Source organism: Streptomyces halobius (assembly GCF_023277745.1).
GTDB lineage: Bacteria > Actinomycetota > Actinomycetes > Streptomycetales > Streptomycetaceae > Streptomyces > Streptomyces halobius.
This window is the reverse complement of sequence record NZ_CP086322.1, coordinates 499,454-517,233: the sequence shown is the minus strand read 5'-3', so window position 1 is coordinate 517,233 and position 17,780 is coordinate 499,454. Positions and strand designations below refer to the sequence as shown.

The following is a 17,780-nucleotide window of genomic DNA, read 5'->3' as shown; positions in this document are numbered from 1 at the left end:
GGCGCGCGGCGCGCCTTGGTGGATCTGGCCAACCGGACCGCCCCGGCCTCCGGCGAGCACGGAACCGCCGCCACCGGGAGTGCCCGGCAGTGCGGTGAGGCACCCGGTCATCGCGACGTGCAGCGCAGCGGAACAGCCGAGCAGGGTTGGTGTGTGGCTGCCCGTCACATCGTGCAGGGCGCCCGGGAGATACGAGCTCGACGAGCGGCTGGGTGATACGTGGACCTGCGTACTGCTTCGAAGGATGTAGTCGGCTTTCGTCGCTGCGGACGAGGGATCCGGCCCAGAGCGCCAAGACCATGGTGGGAAAGCACGTATCACGGGCGGGAGTTGGGGTGTCCGAGGCAGTTAGGACGCAGGCGGCAGCGGCAGCGGCGGCGGAGGGGGCCACCGGGAGGGCAGGGGGCGGGGCGCGGGCGCGATTGCCGTTGCTGGATGTGCTGCGCGGGGTGGCGATTCTCGGGACGTTGATGAGCAACGTCTGGATCTTCGCCGGGCCGGCCGCCGAGTGGGGCCTCATCAGCGGAAACGCCGGAATCTCGGCGGGGGCCGACGCGTCGTCCCCGGCCGGGGTGGCGGAGACGGTCTTCCGGTCCCTCGCGAACGGCAAGTTCCTGTCGATGCTGACGATGCTCTTCGGAGTCGGGCTGGCCATCCAGTTCCGGTCGGCCGCCGAGCGCGGGCAGCCGTGGCCGGGCCGGTACAAGTGGCGGGCGTTGTTCCTCTTCGCCGAGGGGACCGTGCACTTTGTACTCGTCTTCGCCTGGGATGTGCTGATGGGGTACGCGGTGGTCGCGTTGCTGGTGGCTTGGCTGCTGACACGTTCCGCGCGGGCGCAGCGCGTGACGTGGATCGCCATGGGCGGGCTGCACTTGGCGGCGATGGCGCTGCTCACGGCCGCCAGGCTGCTCGCCTCGGGCGGCGGGACGGGTGGCGGCCCCGGCGCCGATGCCGTGGCGCTGTACGCGGAGGGGGGTTACGCGGAGCAGATCACCTTCCGGCTGTCGCATGCCGTGGTGCTGCGCGTCGAACCGGTGCTCTCCTTCGGGCTGTTGGTGTTCCTGTTCCTGCTCGGCGTACGGCTCTTCAGGGCCGGGGCGTTTCAGGGCGATGCGGCGGGGCGGCGCATTCGGCGTCGGCTGGCCGCGTGGGGACTGGGGATCGGCCTGCCCCTCAACACCGTCACCGTGCTGGGCGGTTCGGGCTTCTTCCTTCTGGAGCGGTACGCGGCGGCGCCGGTCCTGGCGATCGGCTACCTCGGCCTCATCGGCATGGTGATGGACCGGCTCCGCCGTCCGGGCCCGCTGACCTCCGCCCTGACCTCCGTCGGCCGTACCGCCCTGTCCTGTTACGTACTGCAGAACGCGCTCGCCATGCTGGCCTGCTATGGCATCGGACTCGGCCTGGCGTCCCATTGGGCGGACCGCGGCCCGTGGTGGGTGATGGGTCTGTGGGCGGCGATCTGCCTGGTGCTGGTCGCGGGGGCGAGTCTGTGGCTGCGGCGGTTCGAGCACGGTCCGCTGGAATCGGTGCAGAAGCGACTGCTACGGCGCTGAGCCCGTGGCCGGTGTCGGTCACCGGCGACAACTCCACACCCCGTTGCCGGAACCCCACGCCGGGACCGTTCCCCTAGGTGCTGGGCCATGCCTGGAGTGCTACTGGGGCAGGCGTCGTCGCAGAAGAGGGCGTCATGGGCCCTCGAACCGGGCTGCCAGAGCCTCGGGCAGGGCATCTCGGTTCGCCCGGGTCACCTGGGCGAGTTCGATGCCGGGGCGCCGCTTGAGGGCGTCGGTGAACGGGTCGCTCTTCGCATGGACCGTGGCGACGATGTCGATGCCGGACTCGAACAGGTTCCGGACCGTGTCCCGGAACGCGGTGCACGCCAGCTCCATGCGTCCGAGCTCGTCGATCAGCACGAGCTCCCCGGGAACCGGATTCGCTGCCGCCGACCTGAGCGGCGGCAGCGCGAGCCGTTCCATGACGTCCAGGTCGACGCCGTACCGGCCCACCCGCGGCGGACCCGGGAAGTCGACATGGGCGAGTACGGCTCGCGGACCGCCCGCCAGCGTTTCCAGCGCGAAGCCGGTCCGCGTGCCGGCCTCCCGGATCTCCTCCGTGGTGAAGCCGACAGCCCTACGGGTGTGCAGGAGCGCGGTCAATCGGCGGACCAGGGTCGTCTTCCCTACGCCGGGGCGTCCCTCAAGCAGGATTTTCGTTGGCATCTTGTGCTCCGTATAGGTCCGTCTTACGGGTTCCCGGCGCGCTGGTCGGCGTACTCGGCCAATCGGGTGTTCTGCCCGTCTGGACCGGTGCCGGCCGGGCCGTTCCGGGTAGAGCCGCGCGCATGACGGGAATTGAGCTCAGGAGCGTTGCGTTCAACGACCATGCGGTGATCCCCCGGCACCACAGCGGGGAGGGCGACGATGTCTCGCCTCCGCTGACCTGGTCGGAGGTGCCGGACGGTGCGTCGGAGCTGGTCCTGCTCTGCGAGGACCCCGACGCCCCGGGCGGGTCGTTTCTGCACTGGCTGGTCACCGGAATCGATCCGCGGAGTTCCGGTGCCGGAGAGGGGGAGCCACCTTCCGGCGGCCAGGAGTGGCCCAACGGATTCGGCCGGCCGGGCTGGGGCGGTCCGATGCCTCCGCCGGGGCACGGGCCGCATCGCTACTTCTTCCGCCTGTGGGCCGTGTCGGAGTCGCTTCCCCTGCACGGCAAGCCGACGGTCGACGCAGTGCATCGTGCGGTGAAGGGGAGAGAGCTGGCGAGCGGCGTGCTGGTGGGCACTTACGAGCGCTGACCTTTGTGCTCGACCGGGCGGCGGACAGGTTACAGTCGGGTCGGGCAGTCTCAGCCAGGGCGGGCGGGTCTGGTCCAGGGTGTGCCCCCGACCCCGAGCGCTGTGTCCCGGCATCCGCGTGTGCTTCACGCGACGGGGCTCGCCACCCGGGCAGCGCGACGGACGCCGGGTCCCGCACCGCCGTAGCCACGTGGTTCGCGTCGAGGGGACGCCATGCTCCGGATGACAACGGCCGATCAGCAGGCCACCGACCGGCGCTGGAAGAAGCAGCAGGGGCGAGTCCGCGATGGCGCACGAGCCGCCCGTCCGATGCGCTCATGCCTCCGCGAACACCAGGACGGTGTTCTGACCGCCAAAACCGAATGCGTTGCTGACAGAAGCGTTGATGGCTGTGGCTCGCGGGGCCTGGGTGACGATGTCCAGTTCCCAGTCGCCGTCCTGGCGGTCGAGGTTGGCGGTGGGAGGGATGAGCTGGTGTTGCTGGGTGAGGACGGTCAGGGCTGCCTCGATGGCACCGGCCGCTCCAAGAGCGTGGCCCAGAATGCTCTTCGGGGCGGTGACGGGGGGCGGCACCGGGCCGAAGACGCGGTGCAGGGCGCGTGCCTCGGCTTTGTCCCCGAAGGGGGTCGAGGTGCCGTGGGCATTGATATGTCCGATGTCGCGCGCATGCAGGCCCGACTCCTGCAACGCCGTACGCAGCGCGTGTTCGACGCCCGTACCCTCGGGGTGCGGGGCCACCGGATGGTAGGCATCGCTGGTGCTGGCGTGTCCGCAGAGCAGTGCACGCTGGTCGGCACCGCGGCGTAGCGCGTTCCGGGGGTGTTCGAGGACGAGGACGGCGGCACCTTCCGCGAGGACGAAACCGTCGCGATCGACGTCGAAGGGGCGTGAGGCGCGGTGCGGAGCGTCGGTGCGCTCCGAAAGGGCGTGCATCTGCTGGAAGCTCGTCACGGTCATCGGTGAGAGTCCTGATTCGGCACCGCCGGCGAGGGCGATGTCGCAGGCGCCCGAGGTGACCATCTCGGCGGCGACCGCCAGGGCCGTGGCGCCGGAGGCACACGCGCTGGCCACGGTGAAGTTCGGGCCGCGGGCGTCCAGGGCGATGGCGACTTCGGCGGCAGCCATGCTCGGCACGCTCCGCGGCAGCGCGAGGGGCGAGACCAGTTCCGGGTGGCCTTCGCTCAGAACTTCGAACTCACGGAAGTAGCTGTGCATGCTGTTGCCGCCGACGCCGAGAATGACGGCCACGCGGGGGGCATTCCAGGTGGCCGGGTCGAGTTCGGCGTCCCTGACCGCCTGCTGGGCGGCGACGAGAGCGAGGTGGATGAAGCGGTCCAGGCGTCGTGCCAGGCGCCGGCCGTGAACGGCGTCGGCGTCGAACCCGTCGACGCGGCAGGAAATGTCCACGGGCAGCCCCGCCAGGTCGGGATCCGTGCGCGCCAGGCTGTGTCCCTGGCACACCGTGGCCCAGGTGGATTCCGTGGTGAGTCCGGCGGGGGTGATCATCCCGATGCCGGTGACAGCGGCCTCGCTGCGCATGTCCGTTCCCTTCGTCGTGGGGTGTGGCGACGTGGTGGCTGAGCGAGCGGGCTTCCGCGGCTCTTAGACCTCTCAGGGGTGGCGGTGGCGCTGCGGCGGCCGGGGCTCGCGCGGGGCGGGTGAGCTCGGTCAGGAGCATGAGTCGGAGCACTTCGCCTCTCTGTCCCCGACGGTCAGGTGGGGCAGGGGCGGTGCCGGGCTGGAGGAAGGAGCGGAGGAGGAGCGGAGCAAGGGGGGCGGAGGAAGGGGGCGGAGGAAGGGGGCGGAGGAAGGATCGGACGAGGGGTCGGACGACGGACTGGAAGACTAGGCCGCGGCGGTTTGGGGCGGGAGGTGCCGTCCGACCGCCTCGATGATCCGGTCCACCTGGTCCGGTGTGTGTCCCGCCGTGACCGTGATGCGGATGACGAGCTGGTCCCCGGCCACGCTGGGGGGCAGAAACGCCCCTGTGAAGACACCCGCGTCGAGCAAGGCCCGCCATGTCTTCAGGCCCGTTTCGGGTTCCCCGGCGGGCAGCGCGACCGCGGGGCCCGGCCAGGCCGGCATACGGTGCCCCAGCTGCGCCAGGCCACGATGCAGGCGTTGCGCCGAGTTCCATACCGCGGCGCGGAGCTCGGGCCGGGCGCGAGCCGTCCGTACGGCCGTCAGCGCGGCTGCTGCGGACGCCGGTGGCAGCGATGCCGAGTACATCTGGGAAGGCCCGGAGTGACGCACGTTGCGGATGGCCTTCACCGAGCCGGCGACGAACCCACCGACTGAGCCGAATGCCTTGCAGAGCGTGCCGGTGACGATGTCGATCGCCGTCTCGGCGTCGAAGTGCTCGCCGGCACCCCGCCCGTTCTTTCCGAGCACACCGAAGTCGTGCGCGCCGTCGACGATCAGGCCGGCGCCATAGCGCTCGGCCAGTTCGGCAAGCTGCGGAAGCGGGCAGAGGTCGCCGCCGAGAGAGAACGCTCCCTCGGTGACAACGACGGGGATCTTGCCCTTGTTGATGGCGGTACGCATGAGCCTTTCGGCATGGGCGACGTTGTTGTGCCCGAACCGGCGGTGCTCAGCTCGTCCGAGGGAAACGGATTCCACGAGGGAGGCGTGGATGTGCTGGTCCGCGATCACCATGTGATTGGGGCCGAATAGCGCGGACAGCGACAGGTTGGCCTGGAATCCCGTCATGGTCAGCATGACCGCGGGGCGGCGGAGAAAGTCGGCCAGTTCCTCTTCCAGCTCATGATGGAGTGCCATGGTGCCGAGCATGGGAGACCCGGTGCAACAGGCGCCGTACTTGGCGGCAGCCTGCGAGGCCGCCGCGCGCACACCGGAATCGGTAGCAAGCCCCAGGTAGTCCGTCGAGGCCGCGTTGATCGCACGTACGCCGTCGACGACGACCTCTCCCGGCGTCGGCCGGTCCTCGATGACGAGGTAATAGGGATAGATATCGCGACGGGAGACGAACTCGTCGAGAAGGGGGATATCAGCGATCCAGCCAGTCATGCGTCATCCTGTCGATAGGGTTCGACACCTCTTCGCGGCGCGGGCGACTCGTAATTCCCGCAGTCCGCGAACGCGGTGAAGCAAGGTTCTACCGCGACACGGACTTCTACTGCGACACGGACTTCTACTGCGGCACGGGGGTGGTTCTGCACGGGGCCGGAGGGCGCCTGCCTGACCAGCCGAACAGGCAGTCTCTGTAGGCGTGGGCTCCTAGCGTTGAGAGAGTGCTTCGTCGGCTGGTTTGAACTGCTCGGCGATCTCTTCGAGGGTGCTGTCGAGGCTCACCTCTTCCTCATCGATCTGCATTCCCGTCTGCTGTGTGATCATCACGGACAGTTCCGCCAGAGACAACGAGTCCAATTCGATGTCCCGGGCCTTGGCTTGGGGGTGGACCAATTCTTCTGCTATCCCGAACTCGTGGACCAACAGGAGGGCCAGTGTCTCGTACATTGAGGCACATCCTTCTCGTACTGGTGATTTTCCATTGCGACCCGGACTACGGACTATGAAATCCGAAACCGGACTCCGGACCCCGGATTCCGATCCCCGGATTTCTGTGGAGTTTGTCGCCGCAGCGCCTTGGGGCGCATGGATGAGACTCAAGTTACACGTCAGTTACACGTCGCATCTTGCGAATTCTGCACATGGAGCAGAAAGTACTCTCGCACGCTGATAATGCCTGTCCCGCGACCGTCCGGTCGGCCGCCTGAGACCGATTCTGCACCTGGGCGGCGGAGGATGCCTGCTCGACCGGCCAAACGAGGTAGTCGCTCAATTGGCCCCGAGAGTTCGGGAATGTCGAAGCGCATCCGTCGCGCCCACTCCACGACCGTATCCACGAGCCTATCCAAGAGCGCTCCCAAGACCGTAGACATGTAATTCCGGCGCTGAGGGGGCGGGTGGAGGTGCTTCCGCGACCGGGATGAAATGCGTCCTTCCCTGCCCCTCCCAGCGCCCGCCGGATCACACAACGCCGATGAGCGAGCCCCGGCCCAGCCCGGCACCGGGCGTCGCCTGGCCTGTGAACGCGGAGGATCGCGGAAGATGGTGTCGGAGATGGCAGCCTCACGATGCGCGTATCAGGCCCAACGCCCCGAGTCGCGCACGTGGTTGACGATGCCGGGCCACTGCGGAGGTGTGGCCGTCTGCCGATCCCGCCCGCGCTGCGGCTGTGAATCGTGCCCGTGGGAGGTGCCACTGAGGTCCACTGGGGCACGGACGACACCCTGGTGCGGGTCGGCAGCTCCTGCGCGCTCGATTCGTCCGGGGCGACACCGGCGAGGCAGCGCGTTGCGCTCGTCGGTGGTACGGGTGTTGACGACGCAGTAGATCTCTGTTCCGCCGGACGCGAGTGTGACCCAGCTGTGTCCGGACGGCGGGTCAGGGCCTCGCCTGGCGGTCTATGGGGTCCTGCCCTACACGTCGTTGTGGCTGCAATCCCTGCGGAACCTTTCTCCGATCGGGGCCGGTCTCGTGGTGCTTCCGCACGCGGCCGCCGCCTGTCTGGTCGCCCTGGTGAGCGGGCGGCTGATGCTTAAGCCATCGCCGCGTGTGGGGGCGACGGCCGGGCTCGCCCTCGCGGGTATCGGCGTAGGGACGGAAGGCTTCCTCACCGCGGACTCGCACTGGCCGGCCATTGTCGTCGGACTGGCCGTCAGCGGCCTGGGTATGGGCCTGATCTTCCAGGTTGCGGCCGCGCTCGCCCTCGGTACCGTCCAGCCCGCGCGGGCCGGCATGGCCAGCGGCGCCTACAGCACCTTCGAGCAACTCGGATACGCCATCGGCGTCGACGTCTTCGGCACGCTGGCCGTCGCCTCCATGGGAAACGCCCTGTCCGGCCAGGTCGCCGACCCGCACGAGGTTGCGCAGACGCTGTCCGGAGGAGGCGCCGGCTCACTGCTGGGCCAGGCGCCCGGACCCGAGCGGGCCACGCTCGATCACACCCTGCACGCCGCCTTCGCGGCAGGGCACAACACCCTCGCACTCACCGCCGCAGTGGTCCTGCTGCTGTCCGCCGTCGCCGTACTCCTCCTCACCCGCCGTCTCCGCCCAAGGCGAGACACTCCGCCAGTGATGCCAGTGATGCCAGTGATCGCTGACATGGAAACAGTCAGGAACCGGAAGCGTCCCGTGTGCAACGGGACAGCCCCAACACAGCCGCGTAACCATCGCACTGCCCGTCCCTGGAAGCACTGTCCTGGACATGGCCAGCAAGAAAGGCACCGGCACCGGCACCGGCACCGGCCAGCCCAGTTCACGAAGCCTTCTTGAGGGTTGTCAGTTGTCGGATCGCAAGCTGATGGGTCAGCTCACTGTGTTTAGTCGTTGTTAGCTGGGCTAAAAGGACGTGTGGGCGCGGGTGTTAAGGATCCCGGAAGCGTGGTGGCGCAAGGCGCCTTCGGCTTCAGAGGAGTCATCTCAGCGTGTGTCACTGCCCCAGCCGCCCCAGTGACACCATTCATTTTACATTGCTCAAGACGCAACCTCTGCTTTGCTTCTTTCCGCCCCCCTCGTTGTATTGGCGTCACGCTCCTCCTTGCGGACAATCGCTGTCGCCTGAAAGCGCACTGGTCGAGGAGGCACTTCGTGATGCGGGATTTGTTGAATCTGCAGGGGCGCACCGGTCTGGGAATACGGACCGGCGTAGGCGTGGCAGCGCTGGTTGGCGGACTGGTCCCGCCGATGGTGGTCGCTGACAGCGCTGCTGCACAGACGACGCGGCAGCAGAGTGTGTTCACGACCCCTGGCGAGCACTCCTTCACGGTTCCAGACGTCGGAACCCCTTTGGAAATCGTGACGATCCGTCTCTGGGGCGGCGGGGCCGGCGGTAGCGGCGGTGCCGGCGGTGCCGGCGGCGGCGGAGGCGGCGGTGGGGGCAACGGCAGCAACCTCCTGGGCGGCGGGGGTGGAGGCGGCGGGGGCGGCGGCGGAGGAGGCGCCGGCGGCGGTGGTGGCGGCTCCGGAGCCTTCCTGCAGTGCCGTGTGCTGCTTCCCGCCGGCCAGACATTGACCGTCGTAGTGGGGTCAGGGGGAAGCGCCGGCGGCGCAGGTGCCGGCGGGAGCGGAGGGGTTGGCGGTACCGGCGGTGGCGGTCTCGCCGGGAGCGGGACCAGCGGCAGTTCCGGCGGCGGAGGCGCCTTTGCCACCCTCGGTCAAGACGGCGGGGAGAGCAGGGTAGAGACCCTCGCCCTGGTTGACTTGGCCGCTGCCGAGGGCGGCAGCGCCAGTGACAGGTCCGCGACCGGCGGGGAGGGCGGCAGAGGCGGCAGAGGCGGCTCTGCCGGCGTACTCGGCGGTGCCGGTGGTGCCGGCGGTGTTGGCGGTGGCGGCGGCATCAGCGGCACCGGCGGTGACGGTGGCCGGGACCAGGACTGTGCGGGTGTCCGCCTCTCCGCAGCGAATGGAAACACCGGTGGGGGCGGCGTCGGCGGCGGCTCTGGCGCGACCGGCAGCGCGGGCAGCGGTGGCGGCGGGACCGGCGGCAGCGGTGGCGCGACCGGCAGCGGTGGTGACGGCGGCGGTGGTGGACTCGCGATCGTCGCCGGCGGGATCGCTCACGGCCGCGGAGGCGATGCCGGCGACGGGGGCGGCGGCGGGACCGGCGGCAGTGGCGGCGCGGGCGGCAGCGGTGACGCCGGCGGCTCCAACGGGTCTGCTGGTGGTGCCGGGGAGATCGGCGACGGCGGTGACGCCGGCGAAGACGGGGCCGTCATCATCGATGTGGCGCCTGTGCCTTGAAACCCGGATCCGTAGAACCCACCGCCACCAAGTCGCCGACAAACACACCGTGAAAAGGCAGCAGATTCAAGGGTGTTGAACTGTCTCGGGTCCGGTCGGAGTCCCGGCCGGACCCGAAACCGTGTGTTGATCAAAACAATTGTGCGAAGTGGGGGTGGTGTGGTTGAGTTCGTCGCGGCGCGCGCCACATACGCGACCAAACGAGGGGAACCATTCGTGAATATACGTATCGGGGGAGCATCGGCCGTACTGGCCGTGCTGCTGACCGCTGCCACGGCAATGCCGGCACACGCTGACGACCACAGCACACGTACGGCCGGCTACCGGGCGGCGACCGCCGCCGGGCCCATTCACGGTTTCGAGACCAAGGGGGACTACGCTCACTTCTCCCACACCGTGAAAAACACCGTCAACGCTCACGGCTGGTGGAAGAAGTACGACGGCCCGGCGACACGCGCCAAGATCACCATCTGGCTGCAGGTCAAGACCGCCGCCGGGTGGAAGACTCTTGACAAGGGAGTCAAGACGGTTCCACCGGGCGGCGGAAGCAACAAGAGGGCGGTCGCCAACTGGAAGTGCACCAACCTCATCGCGAAGAACCACTTCCGTACGGTGGTCGACGCGGACATCGTCGGCTATCCGGATGGTGACTCGAAGCTCACCACCAAGACGCAGACGCTGTACTGCGGCATCTAGCACCGGCCGACGGGATACCGGTCGAGTACGGAACGGGTACAGAAAGGCCATCGCGTGTACTACGAGACGCTTGTTGCCTTGCACGGGGTACTCGACCGGTACCCGTGGGCGGCGCACATCACCTGCCAGGACACCGGAAGCGAGATCTACGATCTCGCCATGCGCAGGGCCGAAGCCTACGGCTGGTACTCCACCGGCGGATGGACCTACAAGTACCAGGGATGGGGCGAGGCCCGGATCGTCCAGGACCCGGGGCGCTGGGCCGATTGCCTGGCCGGTGGCGACTGGACGCAGGACGGGGAGGTCCGGGAGCTGGCGTGGATGTCGGCGGACATCCCGGTCGATGTCCGTGAGCCGCGTCTGCCCGTCCTTCACGTGGCGCGCATCCTGTCGGACGGGATGCATCGGATCGGGCGCGTCCGGTTCACCGGGCTGCATGCCGTCCTCCCGCTGCAGGAGCTCGTCGGTGATGCCTCCGACGACCTGGAGGCGATGCGGAAGTGGTTCGCTCTCACCGACCCGTCCACGTCGGTCCCCGTGAGCGTCACTGTCGGCGCCGGACCCGCGATGTGGGGAAAAGAGACGGCGGTGTGCGGCGCTGTCAGAGAGCGGCTCGGTGACATCGGGGAGGCCGAAGTCACCACTGGGCAGCACGACTTGTCCGGCATGGCGGACGTGGACGGCGAGCACGGCTACAACAAGGGCCGCGAGCGTGGCGTGCTGCGGTTCGCGTGTCGTGTGCCGGAGTGGTCGGTGGATGCCGCCGTGTGGCTGGTCGAGGTGGTGGGGGATGCGTTGCGTGCGGTCGAATGCGCGGAGCAGGTGGTGGTGACCGCCTCGCTGGCCTCCCGGCCGGCCGCCGACCGCTGAGCCGTGGCGGACCAGTGAGTCGTGGCCGAGAACTGAGCTGCGGCAGACCGGTGAGCCGTGGCGGACCAGTGAGCTGCGGCAGATCATGAGTCCGCTGGGCCGAGTGTGCCGAGCGCGGGGGAGAGGTGCCTGTCGCCGGGGGTCTGCAGCCCCCCGGCAGGGCGAGCCGTCGGTCAGCTCAGCCGGGCATCGGCGTAGACGACCATCGCATCGCGCTGGTAGACGGCCAGCCCGTCGGCGATCTTGTCGTAGTTCGTACGGAACCGCGGGTCGTCGACATAGGTCTGGCCCAGCCCCTTGTACGCGACCGCGTTCGGGGTCCAGAACCGGCACACGCCCTGGTAGTGGGCGTCCACTTCCGCCTGCACCGCGGGATCGGCGACCGGTGTGCCGGCCACCATGAACTCCGCGATGCGGATCATCTGTGCCGTCACCTCACGTTGCCACCGCTCCATGTCCTCGGCGCTCATCGTCCCGATGACCTGTTGGGCCTGGTCCCACGCCCGTGGCCACCGCTCCTGCACCTCGGCCGCGGCCTCGGAGCGGGCCGGCTCGAACCCCTCGAACAGGTTCTCCGGCCTGTTGATCTTCACCATGTCGTTGTCGTCCTTGCCTTCCTCCAGTTCGGCGATGGTGCGGCCGACCGTGCGGGCCAGGGTCTCCAGCCGGTCCCGTTCCGCCAGCAGCCGTTGGTGGTGCTCACGCAGCACGGCCACCTGACCGGCCTGGCTGTCCAGAACCGCCTGGATCTCGCGCAGTCCCAGGTCCAGCTCCCGCATCAGCAGGATCTGCTGCAGCCGCAGCAGATCGGCCTCCTCGTAGTAGCGGTGCCCGTTGCTTCCGGACCACGCCGGCGGCAGCAGACCGATCTCGTCGTAGTGCCGCAGCGTCCGGGACGTCACCCCGGACATCCGGGCCACTTCCGCGATCGACCAGGCCATTGCCGTGCCTCCCATTGCCGGGCCGGTCTTTCCGGCCACACACAAGACCGTAGAAGTTGACGCAGCGGAAACCGCAAGCCCCCTCAGGAGGTCACGGCAGCCCGGTGGGCGCTCGGGCTGATGCCGCGCAGCCGCTTGAACGCGCTGCTCAGGGCGAAGGCGTTGGCGTATCCGACCTGGCGGGTGACCGAGCCGATCGTGGCATCCGGCCGGCGGAGCAGATCCGTGGCCGGCGAGATGCGCCAACCGGTGAGGTAGGACATGGGCGGCTCGCCGACCGGTGCGGTGAAGCGGCGGGCGAACGAGGCACGGGAGACGCCGGCCTTCGCGGCGAGGGACGCGACCGTCCAGGGATGGGACGGGCCGTCGTGCAGCAGGCGCGGCGCGGTGCCGACGACCCGGTCGCCCAACGCGCGGTACCAGCCCGGGGTGTTGGCCTCGGGTCGCTCGAACCACTCGCGCAGGGTGGCCACCAGCAACGGGTCCAGTATCCGGTCCATGACGACCTGCTGCCCCGGAGCGTCCGGGTGATCTCCGCCGCGACCAGGCCGAGGATGGCACAGTGCTCGCTCTCGTCCGGGACGACCAGCAGCGGCGGCAGCGCGTCCAGCAGCCGGTCGCAGACATCGCCCCGGGCCTGGTACGTGCTCATGAGCAGCGCATGCGCCCCGCGAGCGCGGGGACATGGCGCTGCTGCGCGGCCTCGTCCCGTACACCGGTGGCGCGTCGTGCATCGTCGACAACCGTGCCGTGCCACGCTCATCCGGCGTCGGCCCCGGGCAGGAGCCGGACCACCCCGTCATCCCCATCGACCCGTACCCGTTGGCCGTCGGTGAGACGTGCCGTGGCATGGACGGTGGCCATGACGGCGGGGATTCCGTACTCCCGGGCCACGATTGCCGCATGGGAGACCACGCCGCCGGTGTCGACGACCACGGCTGCCGCCCGCCGGAAGAGCGGCGTCCAGGCGGGGCTGGTGTAGGTGGCGACGAGGACGTCCCCGTTGCGGAGGTTGGCGAACTCCTCCGTGCCGTGGATGACGCGGACCGGGCCGTCGGCGAGGCCGGCGCTGCCCGGTGTTCCGCGCAGTACGACGTCTCCGCTCGGCTCGCTGACCGGGTGCGTGGGAACGAGCGGTGTGCCGGCGAGTTCGGCGCGCTTGGCCTTGCGCCGTGTCGCGCGCTCCCGGAGGTCGGCGCGGCGTTCCGGTTCCGGTGGCCAAGTGCCGGCGAAATCAAGCTCGTTCAGGCGTAGGTGGAAGATGTCCTGGTCGGTGTCGAGCACCCCGGCCGCGACGAGTCTGCGGCCCATCTCCAGGAGCGCCTGCCGCATGGTGGGCAAGGGGAGCACCAGCAGGAAGCGTGTGTCGTCGCGGACCTGCTGAAACCAACGGGCCTGCCGCAGCAGCGTCCGGACCGCCGTCCGCAGCGGGGCCGGTGCCCGGCGGAGCAAGGGGTGGCCGAACAGCTCCTGTTCGGCCTGCTCGCCGGGGTGCGGTCCGGCCGGCGGCGGGGGCTGCGCGGCCAGTCCCTTCAGTATGCCCAGGATCACCTCCGGTCTGTCCCGCCAGGCCGGCTGGGTGATCAGGAGCGGTGTGGTGGTGTCGCGGTGCCCGTAGTGGTCGAGGAATGTGTGGAAGTCGGCGAGGAAGGACGGAGCCGAGGGGCGGAGGGCGGCGAGCAGTTCGTCGGGGGTGTGGTCGGCGAACGTCGCCGAGAGGCCGGGGTCGGCCCGGATGATGGCCGCCAGGTCCTCCAGCGCGTGGTTCGCGTCGGTGGTGAAGGTATCGACGCCGGAGAGCAGCGCGCCCATCAGCCGGCGTCGACGCAGCACGGTCAGGGTGACGTACAGGCCCCCGAGTGCCAGGGCGGTGCGGGGAATGTAGCGCAGCCGTAGTTCGATTCCCGCGGCCGCGATCCTCGGACCTTCCTGCAGCAGGGCCACCAGCTCCGGCCAGGAGGCGCCGCCGATGTCCCGTGCCCGCAGTTCGTGGGCGTGCCGCTGCATCGCGTCGACCATCGGATCGGACCGCCACCGGCCGGGGTCGTAGCGGCGGGCACCGCGCACGAGACGCACCGGGGCCGACAGCGCGTGCCGGTTGAGCCTCGGCCAGGTGAGCTCCAGGCGGGCCACCACACCGCCCTCCTCGACGAACATCCGGTCCAGCGGCTGAACCGTGATACCGGTGGCGCGCACCGTCTTCTCGACCAATCCGACCAGTGGGGACGCCCATGCCGTCATATCGATCGGGTACGGGCGGACCGGCACGACCTCCCGGAGCATCGCGTCCATCATCCGTTGGACGCGCCCCGGTTCGGCGGGCTGCCCGGGCAGCGCGGTGACCGGGCGTGTCTGCAGGACGTACGCGGTCCCTTCGGCCCAGGCCCATTCGATGTCCTGGGGCCGGCCGAAGTGCCGCTCGACGTCCCGGCCGATCCGTACCAGCCGCCACACCGCCGGCGTGGGCAGTGCCGCCTCCACGGGGCGCTCGGCCACCCGCTCGGTGCCGCCCTCCGCGCGGGGACGCACCACGACCTCACCACGTCCGGCGCTGCGGCCGGCCACCCGCGAGCGCCGTGTGTCGACCACGATGTGCTCGGCGGTGACCAGGCCGGAGACCACCGCCTCGCCCAGTCCGGGGTTCGCGTCGATGATCATCGTGTGCCGGTCGCCGGTCACGGGATCGCTGGTGAACGCGACACCCGCGAACTCGGCGCGCACCATGCGCTGTACGACCACGGCGATCCTCGCCCGACCGTGGTCGATACCGCGGCTGTCGCGGTAGTCGATGGCGCGGGCCGTCCACAGCGAGGCCCAGCAGCGGCGGACCGCGTCGAGGAGGCTCTGCTCGCCGATGACGTTGAGAAAGGTGTCCAGCTGACCGGCGAACGCCGCCTCGGGCAGATCCTCCGTGGTGGCGCTGGATCGCACCGCGACCGGGCCGCCGCCGAGATCCCGGTACGCCGTACGCACCGCCTCCGCCACGTCCTCCGGAACGGGGGCTTCGATGATGGCCGTGCGGACGGCCTCGCCCGCGGTGGTGGTGCCGCCCCCGCCCGTGGTCTCTCCCGCGGTCCTGCCCTCGGTCACGTCGTACCGGCTGAGATCCGGCTGCCGGTACGCCGCGGTGGTCACCACGAATCCGGGCGGTACGGGAAATCCTCCGCGGACCAGCTCTCCCAGACAGGCGGCCTTACCGCCGGCCAGACCCACGTCGGTGCGGGTCAGCCGGTCCAGCGGGACGACATGGTCCTCGGTCGGGGGCATCTTTCCCAGCCTGGTCCGTTCCGTCGCGAGGTGCATCCGTGCGGCTGCCATGCGGGTGGCAGGCCGGTTTCGTGGGAGGGGGAGCGGTGGCTGGTCCGTCCCGTCCGCTGTCCGGTCCGCGCGCAAGGGCGCGGATGGCCGAACCGCCGCCGCGAGGGGAGACTGGAGGGGAGGGGTGTGCGTCCGGACAGCAGGCGTGACACCGGCCGCATGGTCGAATCCGGGCGTGCGTGTCCCCTGCGGATGAGGGGAGCGACCGATGGGGGCCAGGAATCCGGTACCCGCGAACGCCACCGAGCACGCGACTTCGAAGGCAACCGCGAACGCACCCCGGGAGCCAGCCGCGACGGCAACCGCGAGCGGAACCGTCGCGCAGCAGCTGATCGCATCCCATCTGGTCTCCGGCCGTATGGAGCCGGGCGAGGAGATCGCGCTGCGGGTGGACCAGACGCTCACCCAGGACGCGACCGGGACGCTCGTGATGCAGGAACTGGACGCGTTGGACCTGGACCGGGTGAGGACCGAGGTCAGCGTGCAGTATGTGGACCACAACATTCTGCAGGCGGATGAGCGGAACGCCGAGGATCACGCGTTTCTCCGCTCGGCGGCGCGACGCTTCGGAATCTGGTATTCGAAACCCGGAAACGGCGTATCGCACCCGACGCATATGCAGCATTTCGGAGTTCCCGGCAAGATCCTGATCGGCTCCGATTCACATACCTGCGCGGGTGGCGCGCTGGGAATGCTGGCAGTGGGCACCGGCGGCCTGGAAGTTGCGCTGGCCATGGCGGGACGGCCCCTGCATCTCACCATGCCCCGCATCTGGGGCATCCGGTTGACGGGCGAACTACCGCCATGGGTCAGTGCGAAGGACGTCATTCTGGAGATGCTGCGCCGCCACGGCGTGCGTCGTGGCGTTCAGCGGGTGCTGGAATATCACGGGCCGGGGCTGAGCTCCCTGACCGCCATGGATCGCCATGTCATCGCCAATATGGGCGCCGAGCTGGGGGCCACCACCACGGTGTTCCCGTCGGACGACGCCGTGTACGGCTTTCTCGGGTCGGTGGGACGTGCGGACGACTTCACGGAACTCGTCACCGGCCCGGATGCCACCTACGACCTGGAGGAGGAAATCGACCTCTCCACGCTGCAGCCGCTGATCGCCCGGCCCAGCTCTCCGGGCAATGTCGTGCCCGTACGGGAGGTGGCCGGTGAGCCGGTCGGGCAGGTGGTCATCGGGTCGTCGGCGAATCCGGGGCTGCGGGACCTCCTGATGCCCTCGGCCATGGTGAAAGGACGGCAGACCGCGCCCGGCGTCAGTTTCGACATCAATCCCGCCTCCCGCGAAATCCTTCAGGACATGACACAGCTCGGCGCGACATTCGACCTGATCGCGGCGGGTGCGCGGATGCACCAGTCGGGTTGTCTGGGGTGCATCGGTATGGGGCAGGCCCCGGCCGCCGGGCGCAATTCGCTGCGGACGTTCCCCCGTAACTTTCCCGGCCGGTCCGGTACCGAGGACGACGCGGTATGGCTCTGTTCCCCGGAGACGGCCGCGGCCTCCGCGCTCACCGGCGTCATCACCGATCCACGCGACTGGGCCGAGCGGGAGTCGGCAGCGGTCCCCGCACTACGGCTGCCGGAGCGGGTGTCCGTCAACAACGCCATGCTGGAAGCTCCGCTGCCCCCTGCCGAAGCCGCGCGGGTCGCTCTCGACCGCGGCCCCAATATTTCCACGCTGCCGGACTTCGACGCGCTGCCGGAGAGCATCGAGGGCCCGGTACTGCTCAAGGCCGGTGACAATGTCTCGACCGACGAGATCTCCCCGGCCGGGGCCAGGGCGTTGCCGTACCGGTCCAACGTGCCGAAGCTGGCCGAATTCACCTTCACCCGGATCGACGCCGGCTATCCGCGGCGGGCGGCCGATGCCAAGGCGGTCAGCAGAGGCCATTTCGTCATCGCCGGCGACAATTACGGTCAGGGCTCGTCCCGCGAGCATGCCGCGATCACTCCGCGTTACCTCGGACTGCGAGTCGTGCTCGCCAAGTCGTACGCCCGCATTCATTGGCAGAACCTCGTCAATTTCGGTGTGCTGCCCCTGGAATTCGACGACCCCACCGATTACGAACGTATCGAGGTGGAAGATCAGTTGCGGTTGACGCATCTGCATGCGGCCCTCGCCGCCGACGCGGAACCGACGCTCCAGCTCACCAACATCACGCGGGACGAGGCATACGTGGTGCGCCATCGCCTCTCCGCTCGCCAGCGCGACGCGGTTCTGGCCGGCGGCATTATCCCGGCCCTGGCGCACTGACACCGCGTCGACACCATGAAGGGTGCTCCGCCGCCGTCAGGCGGAAACCGGGGAAGGTGTGCCAGGCTTGTGTCCGAGGGACATCTCAGGACGCACAAGTTGCAGGTCATCGACAAGGAACCCGTAGGAC

Annotated in this window: 13 protein-coding genes and 1 pseudogene; 6 read left to right on the top strand and 8 right to left on the bottom strand. The window is 69.4% G+C overall.

The window, feature by feature from the left end; genetic code table 11:
• The first annotated feature begins 335 nt into the window (after nt 1-335).
• On the top strand, nt 336-1,556 hold the full coding sequence (locus K9S39_RS02305; protein ID WP_248861636.1) for a DUF418 domain-containing protein: 1,221 nt from the start codon (nt 336-338) through the stop codon (nt 1,554-1,556).
• Nucleotides 1,557-1,688: 132 nt separating this feature from the next.
• Here K9S39_RS02305 and K9S39_RS02300 read toward each other — a convergent pair whose 3' ends face one another.
• Nucleotides 1,689-2,222, bottom strand: coding sequence for an NTPase (locus tag K9S39_RS02300; RefSeq protein ID WP_248861635.1), 534 nt, complete (start codon nt 2,220-2,222; stop codon nt 1,689-1,691).
• Nucleotides 2,223-2,344: 122 nt separating this feature from the next.
• On the opposite strand from K9S39_RS02300, the gene K9S39_RS02295 reads away from it, so the two are divergent.
• Nucleotides 2,345-2,797, top strand: a complete 453-nt coding sequence (locus K9S39_RS02295) for a YbhB/YbcL family Raf kinase inhibitor-like protein (RefSeq protein WP_248861634.1) — start codon at nt 2,345-2,347, stop codon at nt 2,795-2,797.
• A 315-nt stretch (nt 2,798-3,112) separates the two neighbouring features.
• On the opposite strand, the gene K9S39_RS02290 is transcribed toward K9S39_RS02295, so the two are convergent.
• The 3 genes from K9S39_RS02290 to K9S39_RS02280 form a co-directional block, all read right to left on the bottom strand.
• The gene (locus K9S39_RS02290; protein ID WP_248861633.1) at nt 3,113-4,336 is read right to left on the bottom strand and encodes a beta-ketoacyl-[acyl-carrier-protein] synthase family protein; all 1,224 of its coding nucleotides are present in this window, start codon (nt 4,334-4,336) and stop codon (nt 3,113-3,115) included.
• Nucleotides 4,337-4,642: 306 nt separating this feature from the next.
• Complete coding sequence (locus tag K9S39_RS02285) at nt 4,643-5,824, bottom strand: aminotransferase class I/II-fold pyridoxal phosphate-dependent enzyme (protein ID WP_248861632.1); 1,182 nt, start codon at nt 5,822-5,824, stop codon at nt 4,643-4,645.
• A 210-nt stretch (nt 5,825-6,034) separates the two neighbouring features.
• A complete protein-coding gene (locus K9S39_RS02280; RefSeq protein ID WP_248861631.1) occupies nt 6,035-6,274 on the bottom strand; it encodes a phosphopantetheine-binding protein in 240 nt (79 codons plus the stop codon).
• Nucleotides 6,275-7,177: 903 nt separating this feature from the next.
• Between K9S39_RS02280 and K9S39_RS02275 the strand changes: the two genes are divergently transcribed.
• Nucleotides 7,178-8,095: an MFS transporter gene (locus K9S39_RS02275; protein WP_283112161.1), complete on the top strand. Its 918-nt coding sequence runs from the start codon at nt 7,178-7,180 to the stop codon at nt 8,093-8,095.
• A 753-nt stretch (nt 8,096-8,848) separates the two neighbouring features.
• Here K9S39_RS02275 and K9S39_RS02270 read toward each other — a convergent pair.
• A complete protein-coding gene (locus K9S39_RS02270) occupies nt 8,849-9,604 on the bottom strand; it encodes a hypothetical protein (protein WP_248861629.1) in 756 nt (251 codons plus the stop codon).
• Between the two features lie 174 nt (nt 9,605-9,778).
• Between K9S39_RS02270 and K9S39_RS02265 the strand changes: the two genes are divergently transcribed.
• Both K9S39_RS02265 and K9S39_RS02260 read left to right on the top strand, forming a co-directional pair.
• A complete protein-coding gene (locus tag K9S39_RS02265; protein ID WP_248861628.1) occupies nt 9,779-10,258 on the top strand; it encodes a hypothetical protein in 480 nt (159 codons plus the stop codon).
• 78 nt (nt 10,259-10,336) lie between these two features.
• Complete coding sequence (locus K9S39_RS02260) at nt 10,337-11,128, top strand: hypothetical protein (protein ID WP_248861627.1); 792 nt, start codon at nt 10,337-10,339, stop codon at nt 11,126-11,128.
• A gap of 173 nt (nt 11,129-11,301) precedes the next feature.
• On the opposite strand, the gene K9S39_RS02255 is transcribed toward K9S39_RS02260, so the two are convergent.
• The 3 genes and pseudogenes from K9S39_RS02255 to K9S39_RS02245 all read right to left on the bottom strand — a co-directional run bounded on the left by K9S39_RS02255 (nt 11,302) and on the right by K9S39_RS02245 (nt 15,336).
• Nucleotides 11,302-12,069, bottom strand: a complete 768-nt coding sequence (locus K9S39_RS02255; protein WP_248861626.1) for a MerR family transcriptional regulator — start codon at nt 12,067-12,069, stop codon at nt 11,302-11,304.
• An 83-nt stretch (nt 12,070-12,152) separates the two neighbouring features.
• A pseudogene (locus K9S39_RS02250) lies at nt 12,153-12,745 on the bottom strand (AraC family transcriptional regulator); the annotation flags it as partial.
• A gap of 83 nt (nt 12,746-12,828) precedes the next feature.
• Nucleotides 12,829-15,336: a PEP/pyruvate-binding domain-containing protein gene (locus K9S39_RS02245; RefSeq protein WP_248861625.1), complete on the bottom strand. Its 2,508-nt coding sequence runs from the start codon at nt 15,334-15,336 to the stop codon at nt 12,829-12,831.
• 259 nt (nt 15,337-15,595) lie between these two features.
• Between K9S39_RS02245 and K9S39_RS02240 the strand changes: the two genes are divergently transcribed.
• Nucleotides 15,596-17,650, top strand: a complete 2,055-nt coding sequence (locus tag K9S39_RS02240; protein WP_248861624.1) for an aconitate hydratase — start codon at nt 15,596-15,598, stop codon at nt 17,648-17,650.
• Nucleotides 17,651-17,780: the final 130 nt, after the last annotated feature.